Annotated in this window: 14 protein-coding genes, 9 tRNA genes and 3 rRNA genes; 24 read left to right on the forward strand and 2 right to left on the reverse strand. The window is 47.4% G+C overall.

The window, feature by feature from the left end:
* The first annotated feature begins 303 nt into the window (after positions 1-303).
* From MKY28_RS02395 to yajC, 20 genes are all read left to right on the forward strand, one after another.
* Positions 304-1,856: ribosomal RNA gene (locus tag MKY28_RS02395) — 16S ribosomal RNA — on the forward strand.
* Between the two features lie 310 nt (positions 1,857-2,166).
* Positions 2,167-5,092 (forward strand): 23S ribosomal RNA (locus MKY28_RS02400).
* A 73-nt stretch (positions 5,093-5,165) separates the two neighbouring features.
* A 5S ribosomal RNA gene (rrf, locus tag MKY28_RS02405) occupies positions 5,166-5,282 on the forward strand.
* The 16S, 23S and 5S rRNA genes sit together here with 9 tRNA genes alongside, the layout of an rRNA operon.
* 83 nt (positions 5,283-5,365) lie before the next feature.
* Positions 5,366-5,441 (forward strand) — tRNA-Asn (locus MKY28_RS02410).
* Between the two features lie 4 nt (positions 5,442-5,445).
* Positions 5,446-5,517: transfer RNA gene (locus MKY28_RS02415), tRNA-Glu, on the forward strand.
* A gap of 7 nt (positions 5,518-5,524) precedes the next feature.
* Positions 5,525-5,600 (forward strand) — tRNA-Val (locus MKY28_RS02420).
* A 17-nt stretch (positions 5,601-5,617) separates the two neighbouring features.
* Positions 5,618-5,691, forward strand: a tRNA-Met gene (locus MKY28_RS02425).
* A gap of 27 nt (positions 5,692-5,718) precedes the next feature.
* Positions 5,719-5,796, forward strand: a tRNA-Asp gene (locus MKY28_RS02430).
* Between the two features lie 24 nt (positions 5,797-5,820).
* Positions 5,821-5,895: transfer RNA gene (locus tag MKY28_RS02435), tRNA-Gly, on the forward strand.
* Positions 5,896-5,901: 6 nt separating this feature from the next.
* A tRNA-Arg gene (locus MKY28_RS02440) sits at positions 5,902-5,978 on the forward strand.
* Positions 5,979-5,994: 16 nt separating this feature from the next.
* A tRNA-Leu gene (locus tag MKY28_RS02445) sits at positions 5,995-6,073 on the forward strand.
* Positions 6,074-6,080: 7 nt separating this feature from the next.
* Positions 6,081-6,154 (forward strand) — tRNA-Pro (locus MKY28_RS02450).
* Positions 6,155-6,356: 202 nt separating this feature from the next.
* Positions 6,357-7,049 carry a BofC C-terminal domain-containing protein gene (locus MKY28_RS02455; RefSeq protein WP_253502864.1) on the forward strand — a complete coding sequence of 231 codons (693 nt, stop codon included), beginning with the start codon at positions 6,357-6,359 and terminating at the stop codon, positions 7,047-7,049.
* 308 nt (positions 7,050-7,357) lie between these two features.
* Positions 7,358-7,861 (forward strand): crossover junction endodeoxyribonuclease RuvC, encoded by a 504-nt coding sequence (ruvC, locus tag MKY28_RS02460; protein WP_076252971.1) that lies wholly within the window; start codon positions 7,358-7,360, stop codon positions 7,859-7,861.
* On the forward strand, positions 7,858-8,472 hold the full coding sequence (gene ruvA / locus MKY28_RS02465; RefSeq protein WP_036616866.1) for a Holliday junction branch migration protein RuvA: 615 nt from the start codon (positions 7,858-7,860) through the stop codon (positions 8,470-8,472). The genes ruvC and ruvA overlap by 4 nt, the downstream gene beginning before the upstream one ends.
* A gap of 55 nt (positions 8,473-8,527) precedes the next feature.
* Positions 8,528-9,538, forward strand: coding sequence for a Holliday junction branch migration DNA helicase RuvB (gene ruvB, locus MKY28_RS02470; protein ID WP_036616868.1), 1,011 nt, complete (start codon positions 8,528-8,530; stop codon positions 9,536-9,538).
* A gap of 105 nt (positions 9,539-9,643) precedes the next feature.
* Positions 9,644-11,731: a SpoIID/LytB domain-containing protein gene (locus MKY28_RS02475; RefSeq protein WP_340934699.1), complete on the forward strand. Its 2,088-nt coding sequence runs from the start codon at positions 9,644-9,646 to the stop codon at positions 11,729-11,731.
* 6 nt (positions 11,732-11,737) lie between these two features.
* On the forward strand, positions 11,738-12,766 hold the full coding sequence (queA, locus tag MKY28_RS02480; RefSeq protein ID WP_340028535.1) for a tRNA preQ1(34) S-adenosylmethionine ribosyltransferase-isomerase QueA: 1,029 nt from the start codon (positions 11,738-11,740) through the stop codon (positions 12,764-12,766).
* Positions 12,767-12,801: 35 nt separating this feature from the next.
* Entirely contained in the window at positions 12,802-13,938 is a 1,137-nt protein-coding gene (tgt, locus tag MKY28_RS02485) for a tRNA guanosine(34) transglycosylase Tgt (protein WP_036616872.1), read from the forward strand.
* 67 nt (positions 13,939-14,005) lie between these two features.
* Positions 14,006-14,317 carry a preprotein translocase subunit YajC gene (yajC, locus tag MKY28_RS02490; protein ID WP_074096232.1) on the forward strand — a complete coding sequence of 104 codons (312 nt, stop codon included), beginning with the start codon at positions 14,006-14,008 and terminating at the stop codon, positions 14,315-14,317.
* Between the two features lie 125 nt (positions 14,318-14,442).
* Here the strand turns inward: yajC and MKY28_RS02495 are convergent, their stop codons facing one another.
* The gene (locus MKY28_RS02495; RefSeq protein ID WP_036616878.1) at positions 14,443-14,835 is read right to left on the reverse strand and encodes a TIGR04086 family membrane protein; all 393 of its coding nucleotides are present in this window, start codon (positions 14,833-14,835) and stop codon (positions 14,443-14,445) included.
* Positions 14,836-15,063: 228 nt separating this feature from the next.
* Between MKY28_RS02495 and MKY28_RS02500 the strand changes: the two genes are divergently transcribed.
* On the forward strand, positions 15,064-15,777 hold the full coding sequence (locus MKY28_RS02500; RefSeq protein WP_422395291.1) for a YetF domain-containing protein: 714 nt from the start codon (positions 15,064-15,066) through the stop codon (positions 15,775-15,777).
* Positions 15,778-15,780: 3 nt separating this feature from the next.
* Here MKY28_RS02500 and spoVB read toward each other — a convergent pair whose 3' ends face one another.
* Positions 15,781-17,403 (reverse strand): stage V sporulation protein B, encoded by a 1,623-nt coding sequence (spoVB, locus tag MKY28_RS02505; RefSeq protein WP_127551042.1) that lies wholly within the window; start codon positions 17,401-17,403, stop codon positions 15,781-15,783.
* 227 nt (positions 17,404-17,630) lie between these two features.
* Between spoVB and MKY28_RS02510 the strand changes: the two genes are divergently transcribed.
* The 3 genes from MKY28_RS02510 (at position 17,631) to secF (ending at position 20,110) form a co-directional block, all read left to right on the forward strand.
* Positions 17,631-17,870, forward strand: coding sequence for a post-transcriptional regulator (locus tag MKY28_RS02510; protein WP_036617497.1), 240 nt, complete (start codon positions 17,631-17,633; stop codon positions 17,868-17,870).
* Positions 17,871-17,961: 91 nt separating this feature from the next.
* Positions 17,962-19,212 carry a protein translocase subunit SecD gene (secD, locus tag MKY28_RS02515; RefSeq protein ID WP_051447453.1) on the forward strand — a complete coding sequence of 417 codons (1,251 nt, stop codon included), beginning with the start codon at positions 17,962-17,964 and terminating at the stop codon, positions 19,210-19,212.
* A complete protein-coding gene (gene secF / locus MKY28_RS02520) occupies positions 19,202-20,110 on the forward strand; it encodes a protein translocase subunit SecF (protein ID WP_340028536.1) in 909 nt (302 codons plus the stop codon). The genes secD and secF overlap by 11 nt, the downstream gene beginning before the upstream one ends.
* Positions 20,111-20,168: the final 58 nt, after the last annotated feature.

Raw genomic sequence — 20,168 nt, forward strand, 5'->3', positions numbered from 1 at the left:
CGGATATGATAGCTCTAGCTAATGTAAAACTACTAAAGAAAAGAAATGAAAAAAACTGTTGCATTACATTCAGCCGTATGATATATTATTTAAGTCGCCGCTGAAACACAGTGCTGACACGGGAAACACAAGAGATAATGAAATAAGTTTGATCTTTGAAAACTGAACAACGAGTGAGTAAACATTCTGCTTGCAGAATGAACGCAAAAGTTTGAGACAAGCCTTGGCTTGAATCGACTGGAGCACAAATGAGATTTTTAATCTCGTCAGATTCAAAATGAGCTTATCGCTCTTTTCAATACTTTATTGGAGAGTTTGATCCTGGCTCAGGACGAACGCTGGCGGCATGCCTAATACATGCAAGTCGAGCGGACTTGAAGAGAAGCTTGCTTCTCTGATAGTTAGCGGCGGACGGGTGAGTAACACGTAGGCAACCTGCCCTCAAGTTTGGGACAACTACCGGAAACGGTAGCTAATACCGAATAATTGTTTTCTTCGCCTGAAGAGAACTGGAAAGACGGAGCAATCTGTCACTTGGGGATGGGCCTGCGGCGCATTAGCTAGTTGGTGAGGTAACGGCTCACCAAGGCGACGATGCGTAGCCGACCTGAGAGGGTGATCGGCCACACTGGGACTGAGACACGGCCCAGACTCCTACGGGAGGCAGCAGTAGGGAATCTTCCGCAATGGGCGAAAGCCTGACGGAGCAATGCCGCGTGAGTGATGAAGGTTTTCGGATCGTAAAGCTCTGTTGCCAGGGAAGAACGCTTGGGAGAGTAACTGCTCTCAAGGTGACGGTACCTGAGAAGAAAGCCCCGGCTAACTACGTGCCAGCAGCCGCGGTAATACGTAGGGGGCAAGCGTTGTCCGGAATTATTGGGCGTAAAGCGCGCGCAGGCGGTCATTTAAGTCTGGTGTTTAATCCCGGGGCTCAACCCCGGATCGCACTGGAAACTGGGTGACTTGAGTGCAGAAGAGGAGAGTGGAATTCCACGTGTAGCGGTGAAATGCGTAGATATGTGGAGGAACACCAGTGGCGAAGGCGACTCTCTGGGCTGTAACTGACGCTGAGGCGCGAAAGCGTGGGGAGCAAACAGGATTAGATACCCTGGTAGTCCACGCCGTAAACGATGAGTGCTAGGTGTTAGGGGTTTCGATACCCTTGGTGCCGAAGTTAACACATTAAGCACTCCGCCTGGGGAGTACGGTCGCAAGACTGAAACTCAAAGGAATTGACGGGGACCCGCACAAGCAGTGGAGTATGTGGTTTAATTCGAAGCAACGCGAAGAACCTTACCAGGTCTTGACATCCCTCTGATCGATGCAGAGATGTATCTTTCCTTCGGGACAGAGGAGACAGGTGGTGCATGGTTGTCGTCAGCTCGTGTCGTGAGATGTTGGGTTAAGTCCCGCAACGAGCGCAACCCTTATATTTAGTTGCCAGCACTTCGGGTGGGCACTCTAGATAGACTGCCGGTGACAAACCGGAGGAAGGTGGGGATGACGTCAAATCATCATGCCCCTTATGACCTGGGCTACACACGTACTACAATGGCCGGTACAACGGGCTGCGAAATCGCGAGATGGAGCCAATCCCAACAAAGCCGGTCTCAGTTCGGATTGCAGGCTGCAACTCGCCTGCATGAAGTCGGAATTGCTAGTAATCGCGGATCAGCATGCCGCGGTGAATACGTTCCCGGGTCTTGTACACACCGCCCGTCACACCACGAGAGTTTATAACACCCGAAGTCGGTGGGGTAACCGCAAGGAGCCAGCCGCCGAAGGTGGGATAGATGATTGGGGTGAAGTCGTAACAAGGTAGCCGTATCGGAAGGTGCGGCTGGATCACCTCCTTTCTATGGAGAATCGTTTCCTGCAACGGAAACATTCAAATATGCAGCTTAGCTGCAAAACACTCACTCGTTGTTCGGTTTTGAGAGCTCAAACTCTCAAAACAGCTTGCTTTTGCATGGAGCTTGTTCTTTGAAAACTAGATATCGAAACGAAACAAACGCGAATTAGAACATTCCTTTAAGCTGAACTTGTGCAAACAAGTCAAGTGTATAAAGGTAGTTAAATTGCTTTTGTGATGGTATCGGGTGAGAGCGACTTTTGGCTTTGCGCAAGCAAAACAAGGGAAGCGAGCGACCGAAACCGGAACAAAATGGTTAAGCTACTAAGAGCACACGGAGGATGCCTAGGCGCTAGGAGCCGATGAAGGACGTGGCGAACAACGAAACTGCCTCGGGGAGCTGTAAGCAAGCTTTGATCCGGGGGTGTCCGAATGGGGAAACCCAGCTGGGGTAATTTCCAGTTACTCATAACTGAATACATAGGTTATGCAGAGGCATACCAGGGGAACTGAAACATCTAAGTACCCTGAGGAAGAGAAAACAATAGTGATTCCGTCAGTAGCGGCGAGCGAACGCGGAGAAGCCCAAACCAGAGAGCTTGCTCTTTGGGGTTGTGGGACGTCTCACATGGAGTTACAAAGGAACCGGTTAAGCGAAGAGGTCTGGAAAGGCCCGCCAAAGAAGGTAAAAGCCCTGTAGTTGAAAGTTGGTTCCCTCCGAGACGGATCCCGAGTAGTGCGGGGCACGTGAAACCCCGTATGAATCCGGCAGGACCATCTGCCAAGGCTAAATACTTCCTAGCGACCGATAGTGAAGCAGTACCGTGAGGGAAAGGTGAAAAGCACCCCGGAAGGGGAGTGAAATAGAACCTGAAACCGTGTGCTTACAAAAAGTCAGAGCCCGTTTTAGGGGTGATGGCGTGCCTTTTGTAGAATGAACCGGCGAGTTACGTTCCCGTGCAAGGTTAAGGTGAAGAGCCGGAGCCGCAGCGAAAGCGAGTCTGAATAGGGCGAATGAGTACGTGGACGTAGACCCGAAACCGGGTGATCTACCCCTGTCCAGGGTGAAGGTGCGGTAACACGCACTGGAGGCCCGAACCCACGCATGTTGAAAAATGCGGGGATGAGGTGGGGGTAGCGGAGAAATTCCAATCGAACTCGGAGATAGCTGGTTCTCCCCGAAATAGCTTTAGGGCTAGCCTCGGAAAACAGAGTCGTGGAGGTAGAGCACTGATTGGGTGCGGGGCCCGCAAGGGTTACCAAGCTCAGTCAAACTCCGAATGCCATAGACTTACTTCCGGGAGTCAGACAGTGAGTGCTAAGATCCATTGTCAAAAGGGAAACAGCCCAGACCATCAGCTAAGGTCCCCAAGTGTGTGTTAAGTGGGAAAGGATGTGGAGTTGCACAGACAACCAGGATGTTGGCTTAGAAGCAGCCATCATTGAAAGAGTGCGTAATAGCTCACTGGTCGAGTGACTCTGCGCCGAAAATGTAACGGGGCTAAACACACCACCGAAGCTATGGCTTGATGCTTTGCATCAGGGGTAGGGGAGCGTTGTATAAGGGTTGAAGGTGTACCGTAAGGAGCGCTGGACATTATACAAGTGAGAATGCCGGTATGAGTAACGAAAAGATCAGTGAGAATCTGATCCGCCGAAAGCCTAAGGGTTCCTGAGGAAGGCTCGTCCGCTCAGGGTAAGTCGGGACCTAAGGCGAGGCCGAAAGGCGTAGTCGAAGGACAACAGGTCGAAATTCCTGTACCACCGTAAGCCGTTATGAGCAATGGGGGGACGCAGTAGGGTAGTGACGCGGACTGATGGATGTCCGTCTAAGCAGTGAGGCTGATGTGTAGGCAAATCCGCACATTGTAAGGCTGAGCTGTGATGGGGAGCGAAAATTATAGTAGCGAAGGTCATGATCTCACACTGCCAAGAAAAGCCTCTAGCCAGGTGATGGTGCCCGTACCGCAAACCGACACAGGTAGGCGAGAAGAGTATTCTAAGGCGCGCGGAAGAACTCTCGTTAAGGAACTCGGCAAAATGACCCCGTAACTTCGGGAGAAGGGGTGCCCCGGTAGTGTGAATAGCACGAGGGGGCCGCAGTGAAAAGGCCCAAGCGACTGTTTAGCAAAAACACAGGTCTGTGCGAAGCCGTAAGGCGAAGTATACGGGCTGACGCCTGCCCGGTGCTGGAAGGTTAAGGGGAGTGGTTAGGAGCAATCCGAAGCTGTGAACCGAAGCCCCAGTAAACGGCGGCCGTAACTATAACGGTCCTAAGGTAGCGAAATTCCTTGTCAGGTAAATTCTGACCCGCACGAATGGCGTAACGACTTGGGCGCTGTCTCAACGAGAGATCCGGTGAAATTTTAATACCTGTGAAGATGCAGGTTACCCGCGACAAGACGGAAAGACCCCATGGAGCTTTACTGCAGCTTGATATTGAATTTGGGTACGATCTGTACAGGATAGGTGGGAGCCTTTGAAACGTGAGCGCCAGCTTGCGTGGAGGCAACGTTGGGATACCACCCTGATCGTATCTAGGTTCTAACCTGGTACCGTAATCCGGTGCGGGGACAGTGTCAGGTGGGCAGTTTGACTGGGGCGGTCGCCTCCTAAAGAGTAACGGAGGCGCCCAAAGGTTCCCTCAGAATGGTTGGAAATCATTCGAAGAGTGCAAAGGCATAAGGGAGCTTGACTGCGAGACCTACAAGTCGAGCAGGGACGAAAGTCGGGCTTAGTGATCCGGTGGTACCGCATGGAAGGGCCATCGCTCAACGGATAAAAGCTACCCTGGGGATAACAGGCTTATCTCCCCCAAGAGTCCACATCGACGGGGAGGTTTGGCACCTCGATGTCGGCTCATCGCATCCTGGGGCTGAAGTAGGTCCCAAGGGTTGGGCTGTTCGCCCATTAAAGCGGTACGCGAGCTGGGTTCAGAACGTCGTGAGACAGTTCGGTCCCTATCTGTCGTGGGCGTAGGAAATTTGAGAGGAGCTGTCCTTAGTACGAGAGGACCGGGATGGACGTACCGCTGGTGTACCAGTTGTTCCGCCAGGAGCACCGCTGGGTAGCTATGTACGGACGGGATAAACGCTGAAAGCATCTAAGCGTGAAGCCCCCCTCAAGATGAGATTTCCCAGTATGTAAGACCCCTTGAAGACGACGAGGTAGATAGGCTGGGGGTGGAAGTGCAGCAATGCATGGAGCTGACCAGTACTAATCGGTCGAGGGCTTATCCAATAGCAAGTTGTAATTCGCATGTTTCGTTTCGAATCTAGTTTTCAGAGAACAACTCTGAAATGTAAGCTACGCGTTTGGTGGCGATGGCGGAGGGGTTCCACACGTACCCATCCCGAACACGACCGTTAAGCCCTCTAGCGCCGATGGTACTTGGACCGCAGGGTCCTGGGAGAGTAGGACGCCGCCAAGCGAACTCTTTCATCATACATAGAAAACAGGCTCTGCATGTTGATGTTGTACGATGAATTGCATTTGCACTGCAAATGCATATATTCCCTGATAGCTCAGTTGGTAGAGCACTCGACTGTTAATCGAGTTGTCACAGGTTCGAGCCCTGTTCGGGGAGCCATTAAGGCCCGTTGGTCAAGGGGTTAAGACACCTCCCTTTCACGGAGGTAACAGGGGTTCGAATCCCCTACGGGTCATATAGTTGGAGGCTTAGCTCAGCTGGGAGAGCATCTGCCTTACAAGCAGAGGGTCGGGGGTTCGATCCCCTCAGCCTCCACCATATAAACTTTATAACGACGCGGGGTGGAGCAGCCCGGTAGCTCGTCGGGCTCATAACCCGAAGGCCGCAGGTTCAAATCCTGCCCCCGCAATTATACTTTCCTTTGAGAAAGTGATCTGGAACCGTGGTGTAGTTGGCCTAACATGCCTGCCTGTCACGCAGGAGATCGCGGGTTCGAATCCCGTCGGTTCCGCCATTTTTTATATTAATAATACCGTGTGCGGAAGTGGCTCAGCGGTAGAGCATCGCCTTGCCAAGGCGAGGGTCGCGGGTTCGATTCCCGTCTTCCGCTCCAATATTTGCGCCCTTAGCTCAGCTGGATAGAGCGTTTGACTACGAATCAAAAGGCCGGGAGTTCGAATCTCTCAGGGCGCGCCATTATAACTTCAAATTTGCCGGCGTGGCGGAATGGCAGACGCGCTCGACTCAAAATCGAGTGGGAAACCGTGGAGGTTCGAGTCCTCTCGCCGGTATATATAACGGGATGTAGCTCAGCTTGGTAGAGCACCTGGTTTGGGACCAGGGGGTCGCATGTTCAAATCGTGTCATCCCGATCTCTAAAAACACTATCTAATTATAGATAGTGTTTTTTTATATTTATCTATATAAAATTCTATAAATGCAGGTTCGATATTAACTATGACAAATTCTCTAAGCTAACACATGTGTGTTCCTTCTTCAGACTACAAGTTAATTGTGCATAAAGCCTCAATCTTTAGGTCACAATAGGTTTAAAAAGTGATAGAAGGGGTTCATGTGAACACGTTTAACTTCAGAAAACAATTCAAGAGACGCTGGCGAAGGTGGAAACGAACAGTATGGATGACGGCGGCTCTGCTTGCAGTTACGATATTGGCTTACAGCGGGTTGTCTATCTCATCGGCGATAGAGCGTTTGCTGACAACTAATTTTAGTGAGGCAACCAGTGTGATGGGCCCTGTTACGCAGGAAACAAGATCAGAACAGGAGATTCAGGCGTTAGTAGAGCAACTTGATTCTGATCCGGATCATTTAACAAGTGTGGTTTTGGAGACAAAGTACATCTGTGGAGTGGAAACAGAGCAGTTAGGCAAGATGGCTAGACCACAGTTGAAGATGCTGCTGGCTCAACATCCGGAATGGGATGCTACCGTTGGAACATCAGATGAGTTGCATCTGAAGCAACGTGTAGATGACCTTTCACCGCTTTGTAAACAGCAGGCTTATATCAGCATAGATGCTGTAGGGAACCTTAATTTGTACGAGGGTAAGCCTGCAGAAGAGAAGGTTATTCGTACATTCTTTCAATTGGATGTTGGGACGTTGGAAAGTTCTTTGCCTGAAGGGGTGCTCGAGCAATTGCAGCAGGGTATTCGGATTCAGGACAAGGATGAATATGATAGCGTAATCTCTACGTTCAGTGACTATGCCGTGGATGAAGACCATCATTTAATCCGTAATGGCGGGTAATCCAAACGTCTTCACCTACGGTATTAAAATTGTGAAGTACTGAAACGATGCTGGCAATAGCAATAACATTGGTGGTTTACGTAACCAAGCGATTGAATCTAAAATACGTGGAATGTGGTGAAGGACATCGAAGAGATGTCCTTTTTGTCGTTTGAACTGAAATACATGAAAATACGAATAAACATGTAAAAAATCCGCGAATAAAGACGAGTAATCAGTTAGACAAAGTTTTTCCTGCCGCAGGGTCTATCTTTTGTTATAATGAAATGAACGATACATATGTTCGCTTTTGTGAGGGAGAGATGGTTTTGCGTTTTTTGGGAATTGACCCGGGGATTGCGATTGTTGGTTTTGGTTTTGTGGATAAAATCGGCAGTAAGGTGGTACCCGTACAATATGGATGTATTCAGACGGAAGCTCATACCCCTGAAGAGGAACGGTTGCTTCATGTATATGAAGGTATGGTGCAATTGATTGATAAATACAAACCGGACGCAGTAGCGCTGGAGAAACTTTTTTTCAATCGGAACGTTACAACAGCAATGTCTGTCAGTCAGGCGAGAGGCGTTATGGTACTCGCTGCCGCACAGAAGGGTTTGCCTATTGCAGAGTATACGCCAATGCAGATCAAGCAGGCTGTTGTGGGGTACGGTAAAGCAGAGAAGAAGCAAGTACAGGAGATGGTCAAAATGTTTTTGCGTCTTCAGGTCATTCCTAAACCAGATGACGTAGCGGATGCATTGGCTGTAGCCGTGTGCCATGCACACTCTTATACATTAAATTCCAAGTTGAATGAGGTATTGCGAAAATGATTGATTTTCTAAGAGGACAGTTCATTCATGTAGAGAATGATTATATTGTGCTGGATGTTCATGGTGTAGGGTATCGCGTATTCTGTCCAAATCCATTTGCGTTTGCGAAGCAAGAAGGCGAAATTACCGTGTACACTCACCATCATGTGCGTGAGGATGCGATGTTGCTGTTTGGATTTGTTACACGGGATGAGCAGCGTTTGTTCCGTAAACTGATTGAAGTATCCGGTATTGGTCCAAAAGTTGCTCTGGGCATACTCGCTGGAGGTACACCAGAACATGTGGTTACGGCGATTTATCAGGAGAATCTTACGTTCTTGACCAAATTGCCAGGCATCGGCAAGAAGACTGCACAACGCATGATTCTGGATCTCAAGGATAAGCTGGATAGTTTTGGCGCGGCAGCGTATGCAACAGGGTTGTTCGCTCCTCCATCGGAAGAGTCGGGAAGTGGTTCAGCCTGGGATGAGGCACGTGAAGGTCTCAAGGCACTTGGGTATACTGACAGTGAGCTTGATAAAGTATGGCTCAAATTGAAAAAGGATGTTACTACAGCAGATTCCGTTGATGTGTTGATGAAAAAGGCGCTGCAAATGCTGTTTACGGGATAATACAAATTGCATATTATAATATAGCTGTAGCCTGCAAAAAAAGGTAGGGATGAACATGGATGACCGGATTATTTCAGCGAACCTGATGATGGAGGACCAAAATGTTGAGTTGAGTCTTCGTCCCCGGTATCTGAATGAGTATATCGGGCAGAATCAGGTGAAGGAAAATTTAAAGATATATATTGAAGCTGCTAAATTCCGTAATGAGGCATTGGATCACGTTTTGTTATATGGACCACCCGGACTGGGTAAAACAACACTTGCCAACATTATTGCCAACGAATTGGGCGTTAATTTACGAACTACGTCAGGCCCGGCCATTGAACGCCCGGGTGATCTTGCAGCATTGTTAACCAATCTGCAGGAAGGCGATGTCCTGTTTATTGATGAGATTCATCGTTTGCATCGTACGGTTGAAGAAGTCATGTACCCTGCTATGGAAGATTCGGCATTGGATATTATGATTGGTAAAGGTCCAAGTGCACGTTCCGTTCGGCTGGATCTGCCACCATTCACTCTGATTGGGGCTACAACGCGTGCTGGATTGCTGTCTGCTCCACTTCGAGATCGATTTGGTGTTATAAGTCGCTTGGAATTCTATACGGTTGATGAGTTGGCTTATATCGTCTCACGCTCTACCGAAATTTTGGGTGTAGAGATTGTGGGAGATGCTGCGCAAGAGATTGCATTGCGCTCACGTGGGACACCAAGGATCGCCAACCGTTTGTTAAAACGAGTACGCGACTTTGCACAGGTACGTGGTGATGGGATTATAACGCAGACACTGGCGGAAGAAGCGCTGCAACGTCTCCAGATTGATCCACGTGGCCTGGATGACATTGACCATAAGATGCTCAAATCGATGATCAACAGCTTCCGGGGAGGTCCCGTAGGATTGGATACAATTGCTGCTACAATCGGTGAAGAAAGTCAGACGATCGAGGATGTCTATGAGCCGTATCTGCTTCAGATTGGTATGATTCAGCGTACACCAAGGGGCAGGATCGTAACAGATCTCGCCTATCATCATTTGGGTCTTCCTGTTCCACCAAGAGATGGGAAATAATCGAATCTGTTGAACATGCTCATTTGAACGTTCACAATAAACATTGAAATAATCACGTGTTAATCCGATATAAAATGAAAGAAATGCACGGAGAGGAGTCTGATTGTGGGAAAAGCAATACGAACGAAGAAGTGGAGTCGTCGATTGAAGGTACTGGCGGCAGCTCTTTTGACAGTGGGTTGTCTGCAAGTGCCTGCGTATGCAGCAGGAAATGATGGACAGACGATCCGGGTAGCCATGTTTGCAAATCTGGGTAGTACGTATAAATCAACTACACCACTCATTACGCTTGAATCGACGGGACAATGGAGCATCCAATCGGAGAGTGGCGCAAATGTAAGCCTTCCGGCAGGGCAAGTCCGTTTCAGTGCAGATGGATTCCGAGTGAAAGTGTTGGAAACAGCGGATTTCAAGGCAGCATCTGCAGCAGCAAAATTGTTGCAAGCAACAGCGGATAAACCTTTGCTGTTTACAACGTCTGTGAATGGAAATGCCATTTATCAGCTCTACACAGGCAACTATGCAACGGAGGCACTTGCTGGACAAGCTGTTACACGGGTACAAAAGGTAGCAGCAGCTCAATTGGCTGGTCAAAAGCCAGCTGTAACGGGAAGTAAACGCCTGTCTGCTGGAACCTATGGTTCGATTCAGGAAGCAGAGGCAGCACAAGCCAACCTTTTATCAGCAGGAGTTAGTATTGTCAATCCAGTCCTTCAACTGAGTGGGGGAAGCCAAGCATACGCGGTATGGGTGGGTGAAGCTTCAACGGATGCGGAATTAACCGCATTGAAGAACAGTGTGGAAGCCAAAGCTCCAGGGGTAAGCCTTTCACCTGTCAACAATAGTGCAGGGCTCATCATCCGCCAGGATGCAGGATTAAGTACGGATGCACTCAAAACAGCTCCGCATTACACCATTGCAGGTACTGAATCCAAAGCATTGGTACAAGGGAATGGCAATGGTATCAAAGTAGTGGAACGTTCCCAGCGAACGTATCGTGGAGATATGGAAATCAGCATCGTAAGTGGTGATCTGGCGTTGGTCAACGTCGTTCCACTGGAGCAATACCTGTACTCTGTCGTAGGGGCAGAGGTGTATTCCTCCTGGCCTGCTGAAGCTCTGAAAGTTCAAGCCGTAGCTGCTCGATCCTACGCGCTTCAACAGGGTGAACGTTTCAAAATTGCGAATGTCGTGGATACAACGCTCAGCCAAGCCTACAACGGGATTGGTTCGGAGAACGATAAAGTAACCAGTGCAGTGGATGCAACTGCTGGAGAAGTGGTCAAGAGCGGTGGGAAAATCATCGAAGCTGTATTCTCCTCCAATGCTGGTGGCCAGACCGCTCATCCTTCTGAGGTATGGAACGGCGGAGCAGGTGTGTTCACCAATGTGGTTAGCTCAGGAGATACATCAGCCCAGGCAGGATTACATACGTGGTACCATGTGCTGCTGGGTACAGGCGTTAGCGGGTACATTCGTGAGGATAACATCAAAGAATTAACGACCAAGACCAATGCGGGACTGGCAAAAGTGACGGTAACGGCTCAGAATACCAATGTGCGTGCCGTTCCGTTAGTTCAATCCACCGTTGAACCTGTAGCTAAAATGAATCCAGGCAACGAAGCTGTTGTGTTGGCAAAAGTGGCTCAATCCAACGATTATGCTTGGGTGAGAGGACCTTTCACGTCTGCCCAGTTGGTTAAATCCCTTCAGGGTAAAACAACATCTTCTGTTCCTGCTTCAATCTCAACCTTGGAAGTGACCAAGCGTGGACCTTCCGGAAGAACACTTGAAGTCACTGCCAACGGACAGGCTATGACGGTGAAATATGCCGATACATACCGCTCTGCGCTCGGTGGATTACCGAGCACTCTATTTGATATTGCAGGGACCGGAAGTTATACTGTATTAGGCGCTGACGGCAAAACAGCCAGTAAAACCGGCTCAAATGGTGCCTCTGTATTGTCTTCTTCTGGCACAGGAACATCATCCGGTAATGCACTTGTAGTTATGAGTGGTGATGGTCAAGCGAGAGCGGTAACGCAGGGTCAGACCTTCATGTTCATCGGTCAGGGCAATGGCCACGGATTGGGCTTGTCCCAATGGGGAGCCAAAGGCATGGCAGATGAAGGGTATGATTACCAGACAATATTGAAACACTATTATCAAAATGCGACTATTGTTAAGGAATGAAACTAAATGAATGTGAACTTATATGATTTTGAATTACCAGAGCAATTGATAGCACAGACGCCGTTGCTTGATCGCACGGCATCCCGTTTGCTTACCTTGAACAAAGATAGTGGTGAGATTAATCATCAAACGTTTCCTGATATTATCGATTTTCTGAATCCCGGAGATACATTGATCCTGAATGATACACGTGTTCTACCAGCCCGTCTATTCGGTACAAAAGAAGATACCGGAGCAAAAGCGGAAGTATTATTGCTCAAAAATGTGGAAGGCGACAAGTGGGAAGCACTGGTTAAGCCGGGTAAAAAGCTGAAAGCCGGTTCAGTCATCGTATTTAGTGATGAACTCAAGGCAATCATTGAAGAAGAGGGCGAGATGGGGGCACGTACACTTACGTTTACGTATGATGGAATCTTCCAAGAGATTTTGGACCGTCTGGGTGAGATGCCGTTGCCACCTTATATCAAGGAGACATTGGATGACCGCGAACGGTATCAGACCGTGTACGCCAAGCATGAAGGATCGGCGGCTGCACCTACAGCGGGACTGCACTTTACGGATGAATTGTTGGATCAGATTCGTGCCAAAGGTGTTAATGTGGCCTTCATCACGCTTCATGTAGGACTGGGAACATTCAGACCAATGTCGGTTGACGTTGTTGAAGATCATGTTATGCATGAGGAGTATTACTCCTTGTCACAAGAAACGGCAGATCTGATTAACCAGACTAAAACGAATGGACACCGTGTTTTTGCGGTTGGGACAACGAGCTGTCGGACTTTGGAAACGGTAGGCAGCAAATTTGAAAATGGAATACTGCAAGCGAGCAGCGGATGGACCAGCATTTTCATCTATCCGGGCTATTCCTTCAAAGTGATCGATGGGATGCTTACGAATTTTCATCTCCCGAAATCCACGTTGGTTATGTTGGTTAGTGCACTAGCAGGCAGGGAACATATTATGCAGGCATATGAGGAAGCCATCCAAGAGAAATACCGGTTCTTCAGCTTCGGCGATGCCATGTTGATATATTAGTATAACGATTAACTTTTAGAGGATGATTAAAACCAATGGCAGCAATTACGTATGAACATATCAAAACTTGCAAACAATCCGGTGCACGTCTGGGACGTGTACATACACCTCACGGTATTATTGAGACACCAACCTTTATGCCTGTAGGTACACAGGCGACTGTCAAAACAATGAGCCCTGAAGAGTTGAAAGAAATGGATGCTCAGATTATTTTGAGTAATACCTATCACCTGTTTCTGAGACCAGGACATGAAATCATCCGTGAAGCTGGCGGGTTGCACAAATTCATGAACTGGGATCGTCCAATTCTGACGGACAGCGGCGGATTCCAAGTGTTTTCTCTCAGCGAGATGCGCAAGATTACGGAAGAAGGCGTTAACTTCCGTTCTCATCTGAATGGAGACAAGAAGTTCCTTTCTCCTGAAGTGGCGATGGAAATCCAGAATGCACTTGGCTCCGATATTATGATGGCGTTTGACGAATGCCCACCGTATCCGGCTGAATATGAATATGTAAAAAAATCACTCGAAAGAACAAGCCGCTGGGCAGAACGTTGTCTCGAAAGTCACGCTCGTCCGCATGACCAAGGTTTGTTTGCCATCGTACAGGGAGGCATGCATGAAGATCTTCGCCGTCAGAGCGCCGCAGATTTGACTTCCATGGATTTCCCGGGGTATGCTATTGGTGGACTGAGTGTTGGAGAACCGAAACATTTGATGTATGGTGTACTGGATTATACGTTACCTTTGTTGCCGTCCAATAAACCACGTTATTTGATGGGGGTAGGTTCGCCCGATGCGTTGATTGAGGGATCTATTCGTGGAGTGGACATGTTCGATTGTGTTCTGCCTACTCGGATTGCCCGTAACGGAACAACGATGACCAGCCAAGGACGTCTGGTAGTTCGCAATGCCAAGTTCGCAACTGATTTTGGGCCACTTGACCCTGAATGTGATTGCTACACTTGTCGCAACTATTCCAGAGCTTATCTGCGTCATTTGATCAAAGCAGATGAAACATTTGGCCTGCGTTTGACAACGATCCATAATCTTCATTTCTTGCAGAATTTGATGCGTAATGTACGTAAAGCCATTATGGAAGATCGTTTGCTTGATTTCCGGGATGAATTTTTCGATCAATATGGTCTTCATGACAATGACAAAGGTTTCTGATTGAGGTTTTGAGGGAACTGGCGTAACAAGCAATATCTGTATGTATAGTCGATAAGGGGGAGTTTGAATGTTTCAGGGAATGACTCTAGCAGGAGCGCAAGGCGGTGGAATCGTATCTTTGATTGTACCTTTGGTACTCATGGTTGCGATTTTCTACTTCTTGATGATTCGTCCACAGAACAAAAAGCAAAAGCAACGGAATTCGATGCTGAGCCAATTGAAAAAGGGCGATAAAATTGTAACGATTGGTGGCCTTCACGGTACGATCGCTGAGATTACGGACGATGTGGTTGTATTGCGTGTAAACGATGTAACTAAGCTTACATTTGACCGTAATGCAATCAGCACGGCTGTAGCTCGTGATACGGCTGTTGAATAGTTACTGTAACATAGAATAACGAGGGTGCGTTTGTGGCGTATTCCCTAGTAGAGAACCGGATCTCCCTGGAGACCCGGTTCTCTTTTTTGATTTATGAGGGAAGGTAGATGTTCTTTACGAGTCAGCTAGGAGCGATGCGTATTAACACCGAACATACCACCGAGAGCTGAAATGAAGAACGCGCTAAGCAGTTGTAAACTATCCTTCCAATTAAACGAAGCATCCAGCGCGAGAAATCCGATCAACAGCACAAGGAGTCCATATACGATTCCGGTAATCCCTCCGTAGTACCATCCTTTTTCACCAGAACGTTTGCCTGCGACAAAACCACCAACCAATAATGACAAGCCATGAACAACATAGGTATACAATGAGAGGTCCTGTTCCCGCATTCCACTCATCCAGAGAAACAAGGAGAGAATAAATGCCCCGATAAACATCCATACAAAAGCCTGACAGAGGCCTGACAGAATCGGATTGGACACTCGAAACGAAACCAAGCGGCGGATCAATTGCATGAAGCAACCCCCTTGTACAAGTTATAAGTTAATACAGTGTATGGTCAAGCCTTCGGACTTATGAACTGTTTTCCATTAAATGAACGGATTATTTCTGCATGAGCATGTAAGGTTCAGGTCAAAATAGGGATTGCACTACCCAGCTAACTGTTAAAAACTCAGTTTCGAAGGAGGACCCCTGTTGTGAACTTCCCAGATGTCGGATCACATATCTTTCGAACCATTCTCATGTACTTTCTGGTGTACTGTGCAATGAGGGTTATGGGTAAACGTGAGATTGGTAAGCTATCCATGTTTGATCTTGTTGTCTCCATTATGCTTGCTGAAATGGCTGCTTTTGTCATTGAAGATATTGATAAACCGCTCTCTCACGGGATTGCCCCCATGCTTACCTTGATCATTGTACAGATCGGAATGGCCTTTATAGGCCTTAAAAGTCGGCGTCTTCGTCTGATGATTGATGGGAAACCTACTGTTTTGATCTCCAAAGGCGTTCTTCACCGGGATGAGATGCGGAAGCAACGATATAATCTGGATGATCTATTACAACAACTCCGTGAACAGAATGTAGACAGTATCGGAGAGGTTGATTTCGCTATTTTGGAGACCACAGGCAAGCTGACCGTTTTTCCCAAGGATGAGAATACTTCTAACGAAAGCAATTCTTCCGGTTCTGACTCAGAAGATTCTTCTTCCAGTAAATCCAAAACGGGAAAAAACCAGATTGACGGATTTCCAAATATCAAATATGAAGGTCTGCCACTCCCCTTAATCATGGATGGAAAAGTCCAGGATCAGAATCTGGAGATCATCCAGAAAACGAGATTTTGGCTGAAAAATCAAATTCAACAGAACGGAATTATGGATTTCAAAGATGTATTTATATGCTCCATTGACCACAATGGGAAGATATATGTCAGTCCAAAAGATGATAAAAAATGAAAATCATTTGCCTGAGCGGCGCTTGAACCATGAACCAATCAAAGGAGCACGGGACAGATCATGAAAGTCAATCATTTTGGTCCAGCCCATGACGATGAAATACACGATAAGCCCGACAAAAGGAGCGAGAAGCATCCTCACCCAAAAAGGCAATATCATGGCGGTCTCTTCGTATACGAGTAGGGTCGCTGCTCCCATGATAAACATTCCTGCACCCGTCTTGACCCAATCCATCATTTTGAAGCGGAACTGTAGCAGGCTACGTACGCTTTGGGCATGTAACAGGGTAACTACAGTAGAATTCACACAGATGGCGATGACTGCACCGAAGATGCCATATTCAGGCCGGGAAGCAAGTGTTAAAATCAACGTGATTTTGATAACAGCACCGATAAACGTATTCAGCAATGCTTTACCCGGACGGTCAAGAGCTTGTAGTGCAGCTTGAAGAGGAGCTTGAATATAAATGAACAAAGCAAAAGGAGCCATTAGCTTCAGCATGCTTCCGATCGATGCATCATTATACAGAACAAGACACATCGGTTCGGCAAGCACATACATAAACACGGAAAACGGAGCACCTGTCACAAGTGCCAAGCGTAATGCCTGATGCATTCTTTTGTGAATCAGTGCGCGATCTCCCTGAGCAGAAGCTTCGGACAGTGAAGGCACAAGTGATGTCGCGAGCGATGAGGTTAGTGCCCCCGGCAGCAGCAGCAAAGGAATAATCATACCTTGTAATGCACCATATTGTGCTGTAGCGAGCCCTTTGGATATGCCTGCCAGAGCCAGACTCTGGGCAGTAACGATGGTTTCGGCCAAATAGGATAAGGAGCCAACCAATCGGCCTGCTGTAACAGGAATAGAGATTGCAAGCAAACGCCGGATTAATCCCGGCTGTGGAGTACCCGTTTCTTTCAGAACTGAAGGTATTGGGTTTAAAGGTTTGGCTGTGAGATTGGACATGTTCTGTTGGTTAGCGAGCGGTAACTCTTTCTTCTGCCTGTTATACTTCCACAAGAGTACAAGCATACCGCCGAATTCTCCAACGAGCGCTCCCAGCATGGCACCAGCAGCAGCTTGGGCAATACCGTGGGGGAGGAGAAGCCAGGCAAACCAAATGACACAGACGATACGAATGATGGTTTCAACAATGGATGAAATGGCAGTAGGCATCATGTTTTGCTTACCTTGGAAATACCCTCTGTAGACAGCAGATACGGCGATAATGGCAATCATGGGGCTCATACTAACGAACGTATGGTATACCCGCTCATCTGTGAGCACGTACTTGGTAACCCAGGGTGCAAACAGGATGCACAAAAACATGAATACAACACCCAGGGTCAATGTAAAGCTTAAGCTTACTTGCAGGATTCGCTGGGGGGAATAACGATTGGCACCGGTATCAGCTTCGGCTACGAGCTTGGCTACGGCGAGCGGAATACCACCCGTAATTAATGTCACCAGTACGATAAAAAAGGGATAGCTCAATTGGTAGATGCCAACACCTTCTGCACCAATGACTCGTGGCAGCGCAATGCGCGGGATGAAACCAAGTATTCGATTAATTATGCCTGCCGCGAGCAGGATCATGGCCCCCTGAATAAATGTCTGTTTCTTCAAGATTACCCCTCTTTCCCGGTTGAAAGTACAGGCTATCAACATAAACGGGACAAAGCCGTTGTTCTTCATCCTATGCCAGTCCTTTATCTTCTCATGACAACTTGGACACGATTAACAAAAAGAACCATATTCAGCAAGAAGGAATATGATCAGGCGAAGTCGAATCATGTAATATTGATGCCGCATAAAGGCTTGGATGTACGAAGGGAGGCTCCCCGTTGGAAGAAATGAATGATGTGGAGTTGGAACAGTCAATAGAGATGCTCTGCCGTAGCAAAGCGGAGGAATTAAGGCTTGTCGGTTACGAATATGTCACCAGCAAAGATGTCTGGAATTGCGTCAGTCATAAATATGAAAAACAGGGCATTCCACCGCTTCACCAGCTGGTGAACGACATTTTGTCACTGAAAGCAACAAGCTTTATGAACTTTATGACCGTGTCTGCATACCGGGGGTCCTCTTTCTAGACGAAAGGGATCTTTTTTGTTGAAAATTGACTGCTTTTTACGGCATCGCTATAATAGGAATATTGAGAACGAAAGGGGATCTAGGAACGGCATGAAAAGAATTATCAGTTTCATTCTGGTCGTGCTTGTCACCACAGGGGTAATGGTGGGAACAAGCCCGGAACTGCTCAAAAATATACGCTTGGGCCTTGATTTAAAGGGAGGCTACGAGATCTTATATGAAGCAGAGCCGCTCGAAGCAGGTCAACAAGTCACCAAAGCATCTTTGGTGCAAACGGCCAAAAGTCTTGAAAGCCGCGCCAATGCGCTCGGAACAAGCGAACCGGAGGTAACCACTGAAGGAAGCAACCGGATTCGATTGAAGTTGGCAGGGGTTACGGATGAGGCTGAAGTTAGAGCCAAAATGAAAGAGCCGGCTGTTTTGACCTTCCGTAGTAAAGCTGAGAACGACAAGGAAGGCGAATACACCAAAATTGAGCTTCGCGGAAATGAATTTGTTGAGAATGCAGCCAAAGTTGTGTTCACTCAATTGAATGAGCCGATGATTGACATTCAAGTGAAAGATAAAGCCAAATTTTCCGAGATTACCAAACGTTTGATCGGACAACCTCTCGCGATTTATTTGGACGATGAGCTTCTATCTGCTCCAACCGTTAGACAACAGTTGACAGATGGTTCCGCTCAGATTTCGGGTGCTTACACACGTGACGAAGCAAACCAGCTTCGTGACACCATTAACTTGGGTGCATTGCCACTGAAACTTACAGAGAAGTATTCACAAAGTGTTGGTGCAACACTTGGTAAGCTTTCTCTGGATCAGACCATTAAAGCAGGATTGATTGGTTCCGTTATTATTCTAGTGTTCATGATTGGGCTTTATCGCATTCCTGGTATAATCGCGAGTTTTGCCTTGATCACACATACGTGGCTGGTACTTGCAATCTTCTATTTAGGAGAATTCGTGCTTACCCTTCCAGGTATTGCGGCGTTTATCCTGGGTATAGGGATGGCGGTGGATGCCAATATCATCACGTACGAACGGATTAAAGAAGAGATGCGCAGTGGTAAGTCGATCTTGTCTTCGGTTAAAGCGGGTGGTAAGCATTCCTTCCGAACAATCATTGACTCCAACATCACAACCATTATTGCTGCGGCTGTTATGTTCTTCTTGGGAACAGGTGCGGTAAAAGGTTTTGCACTCGTGCTGATTTTTGATATTGTCACCAGTATTATCACGAATATTTTCTTCTCCCGCTTCCTGTTGACCCTGCTTGTACGGGGTAACGTGTTGAAGAAGCCTAAGTACTTCGGAGTGAAGGAGAGTGAAATTCGTGCGCTTTAATTGGAATTTTGATTATGTTAAAGGTAGTAAGATTGCCTATATCTTCTCGATTATTCTGACGATTACGGGGATCATCAGCATTCTGGCTTTGGGTTTGAATTATGCAGTTGATTTCCGTGCTGGATCGAATGTGGATATCTCGGTATCCAAAGCAATCACAGCGGAGCAGATTAAACCTATCGTTAAGGGCATCGGTGTTGATGAGGGTGATGTTACCATTACATCGGGGGCTGACCGTGTAAATGTTCGTTTCTCGAACGTATTGGATGAAAATCAAGAAAGTAAGTTCAAAGAAGAATTTGCCAAACTGGATGCATCAGCTTCGTATGAAGTAAATACCGTTGATCCGGAGATGGCCAAAGAATTGGAGCGCAACGCGATCTACGCAGTACTCATTGCAAGTATCGGGATCATGATCTATGTTGCGATCCGGTTTGAGTGGCGCTTTGGTTTGGCTGCGGTTATCGCACTCTTCCATGATGCATTTGTTGTAATAAGTGTGTTCTCTATCTTCCGTTTGGAAGTCGATCTGACCTTTATTACCGCAGTATTGACCATTGTTGGGTTCTCGATTAACGATACGATCGTTATCTTTGACCGGATTCGTGAGAATCTGCGTTTTGCCAAAAAGACAACCAAAGCCGACCTACGCGAGGTAGTCAATCGCAGTTTGGCTCAAACGATGACACGTTCCCTGAATACAACATTCACCGTGTTTGCAGCTTCAATCTGTTTGTTCATATTTGGTGGAGAATCCATTCGCATGTTCTCGCTTGCGATGGTTATCGGAACACTGTTCGGTGCATATTCTTCAATCTATATCGCCGCTCCACTATGGCTGATGCTCAAAGGTAAACAAGTGGATAAGCCAAAAACAGTAGCTAAAGAATCTAACTAAACATCTTATTGTGAAGCCGCGTCTGCCAGGCGCGGTTTTGCAACTTTATGTACAGAAT

It is taken from the genome of Paenibacillus sp. FSL R5-0473 (assembly GCF_038004565.1).
In the GTDB taxonomy this organism is placed as follows: Bacteria; Bacillota; Bacilli; order Paenibacillales; family Paenibacillaceae; genus Paenibacillus; species Paenibacillus amylolyticus.

What these genes read in the sequence shown, in the direction of transcription:
- ruvA (WP_036616866.1), top strand. Translation starts at nt 7,858, where the DNA reads ATGATTGATTTTCTAAGAGGACAGTTCATTCATGTAGAGAATGATTAT.
- ruvB (WP_036616868.1), top strand. Translation starts at nt 8,528, where the DNA reads ATGGATGACCGGATTATTTCAGCGAACCTGATGATGGAGGACCAAAAT.
- queA (WP_340028535.1), top strand. Translation starts at nt 11,738, where the DNA reads ATGAATGTGAACTTATATGATTTTGAATTACCAGAGCAATTGATAGCA.
- tgt (WP_036616872.1), top strand. Translation starts at nt 12,802, where the DNA reads ATGGCAGCAATTACGTATGAACATATCAAAACTTGCAAACAATCCGGT.
- yajC (WP_074096232.1), top strand. Translation starts at nt 14,006, where the DNA reads ATGTTTCAGGGAATGACTCTAGCAGGAGCGCAAGGCGGTGGAATCGTA.
- MKY28_RS02495 (WP_036616878.1), bottom strand. Translation starts at nt 14,835, where the DNA reads ATGCAATTGATCCGCCGCTTGGTTTCGTTTCGAGTGTCCAATCCGATT.
- MKY28_RS02500 (WP_422395291.1), top strand. Translation starts at nt 15,064, where the DNA reads ATGTACTTTCTGGTGTACTGTGCAATGAGGGTTATGGGTAAACGTGAG.
- MKY28_RS02510 (WP_036617497.1), top strand. Translation starts at nt 17,631, where the DNA reads ATGAATGATGTGGAGTTGGAACAGTCAATAGAGATGCTCTGCCGTAGC.
- secD (WP_051447453.1), top strand. Translation starts at nt 17,962, where the DNA reads ATGAAAAGAATTATCAGTTTCATTCTGGTCGTGCTTGTCACCACAGGG.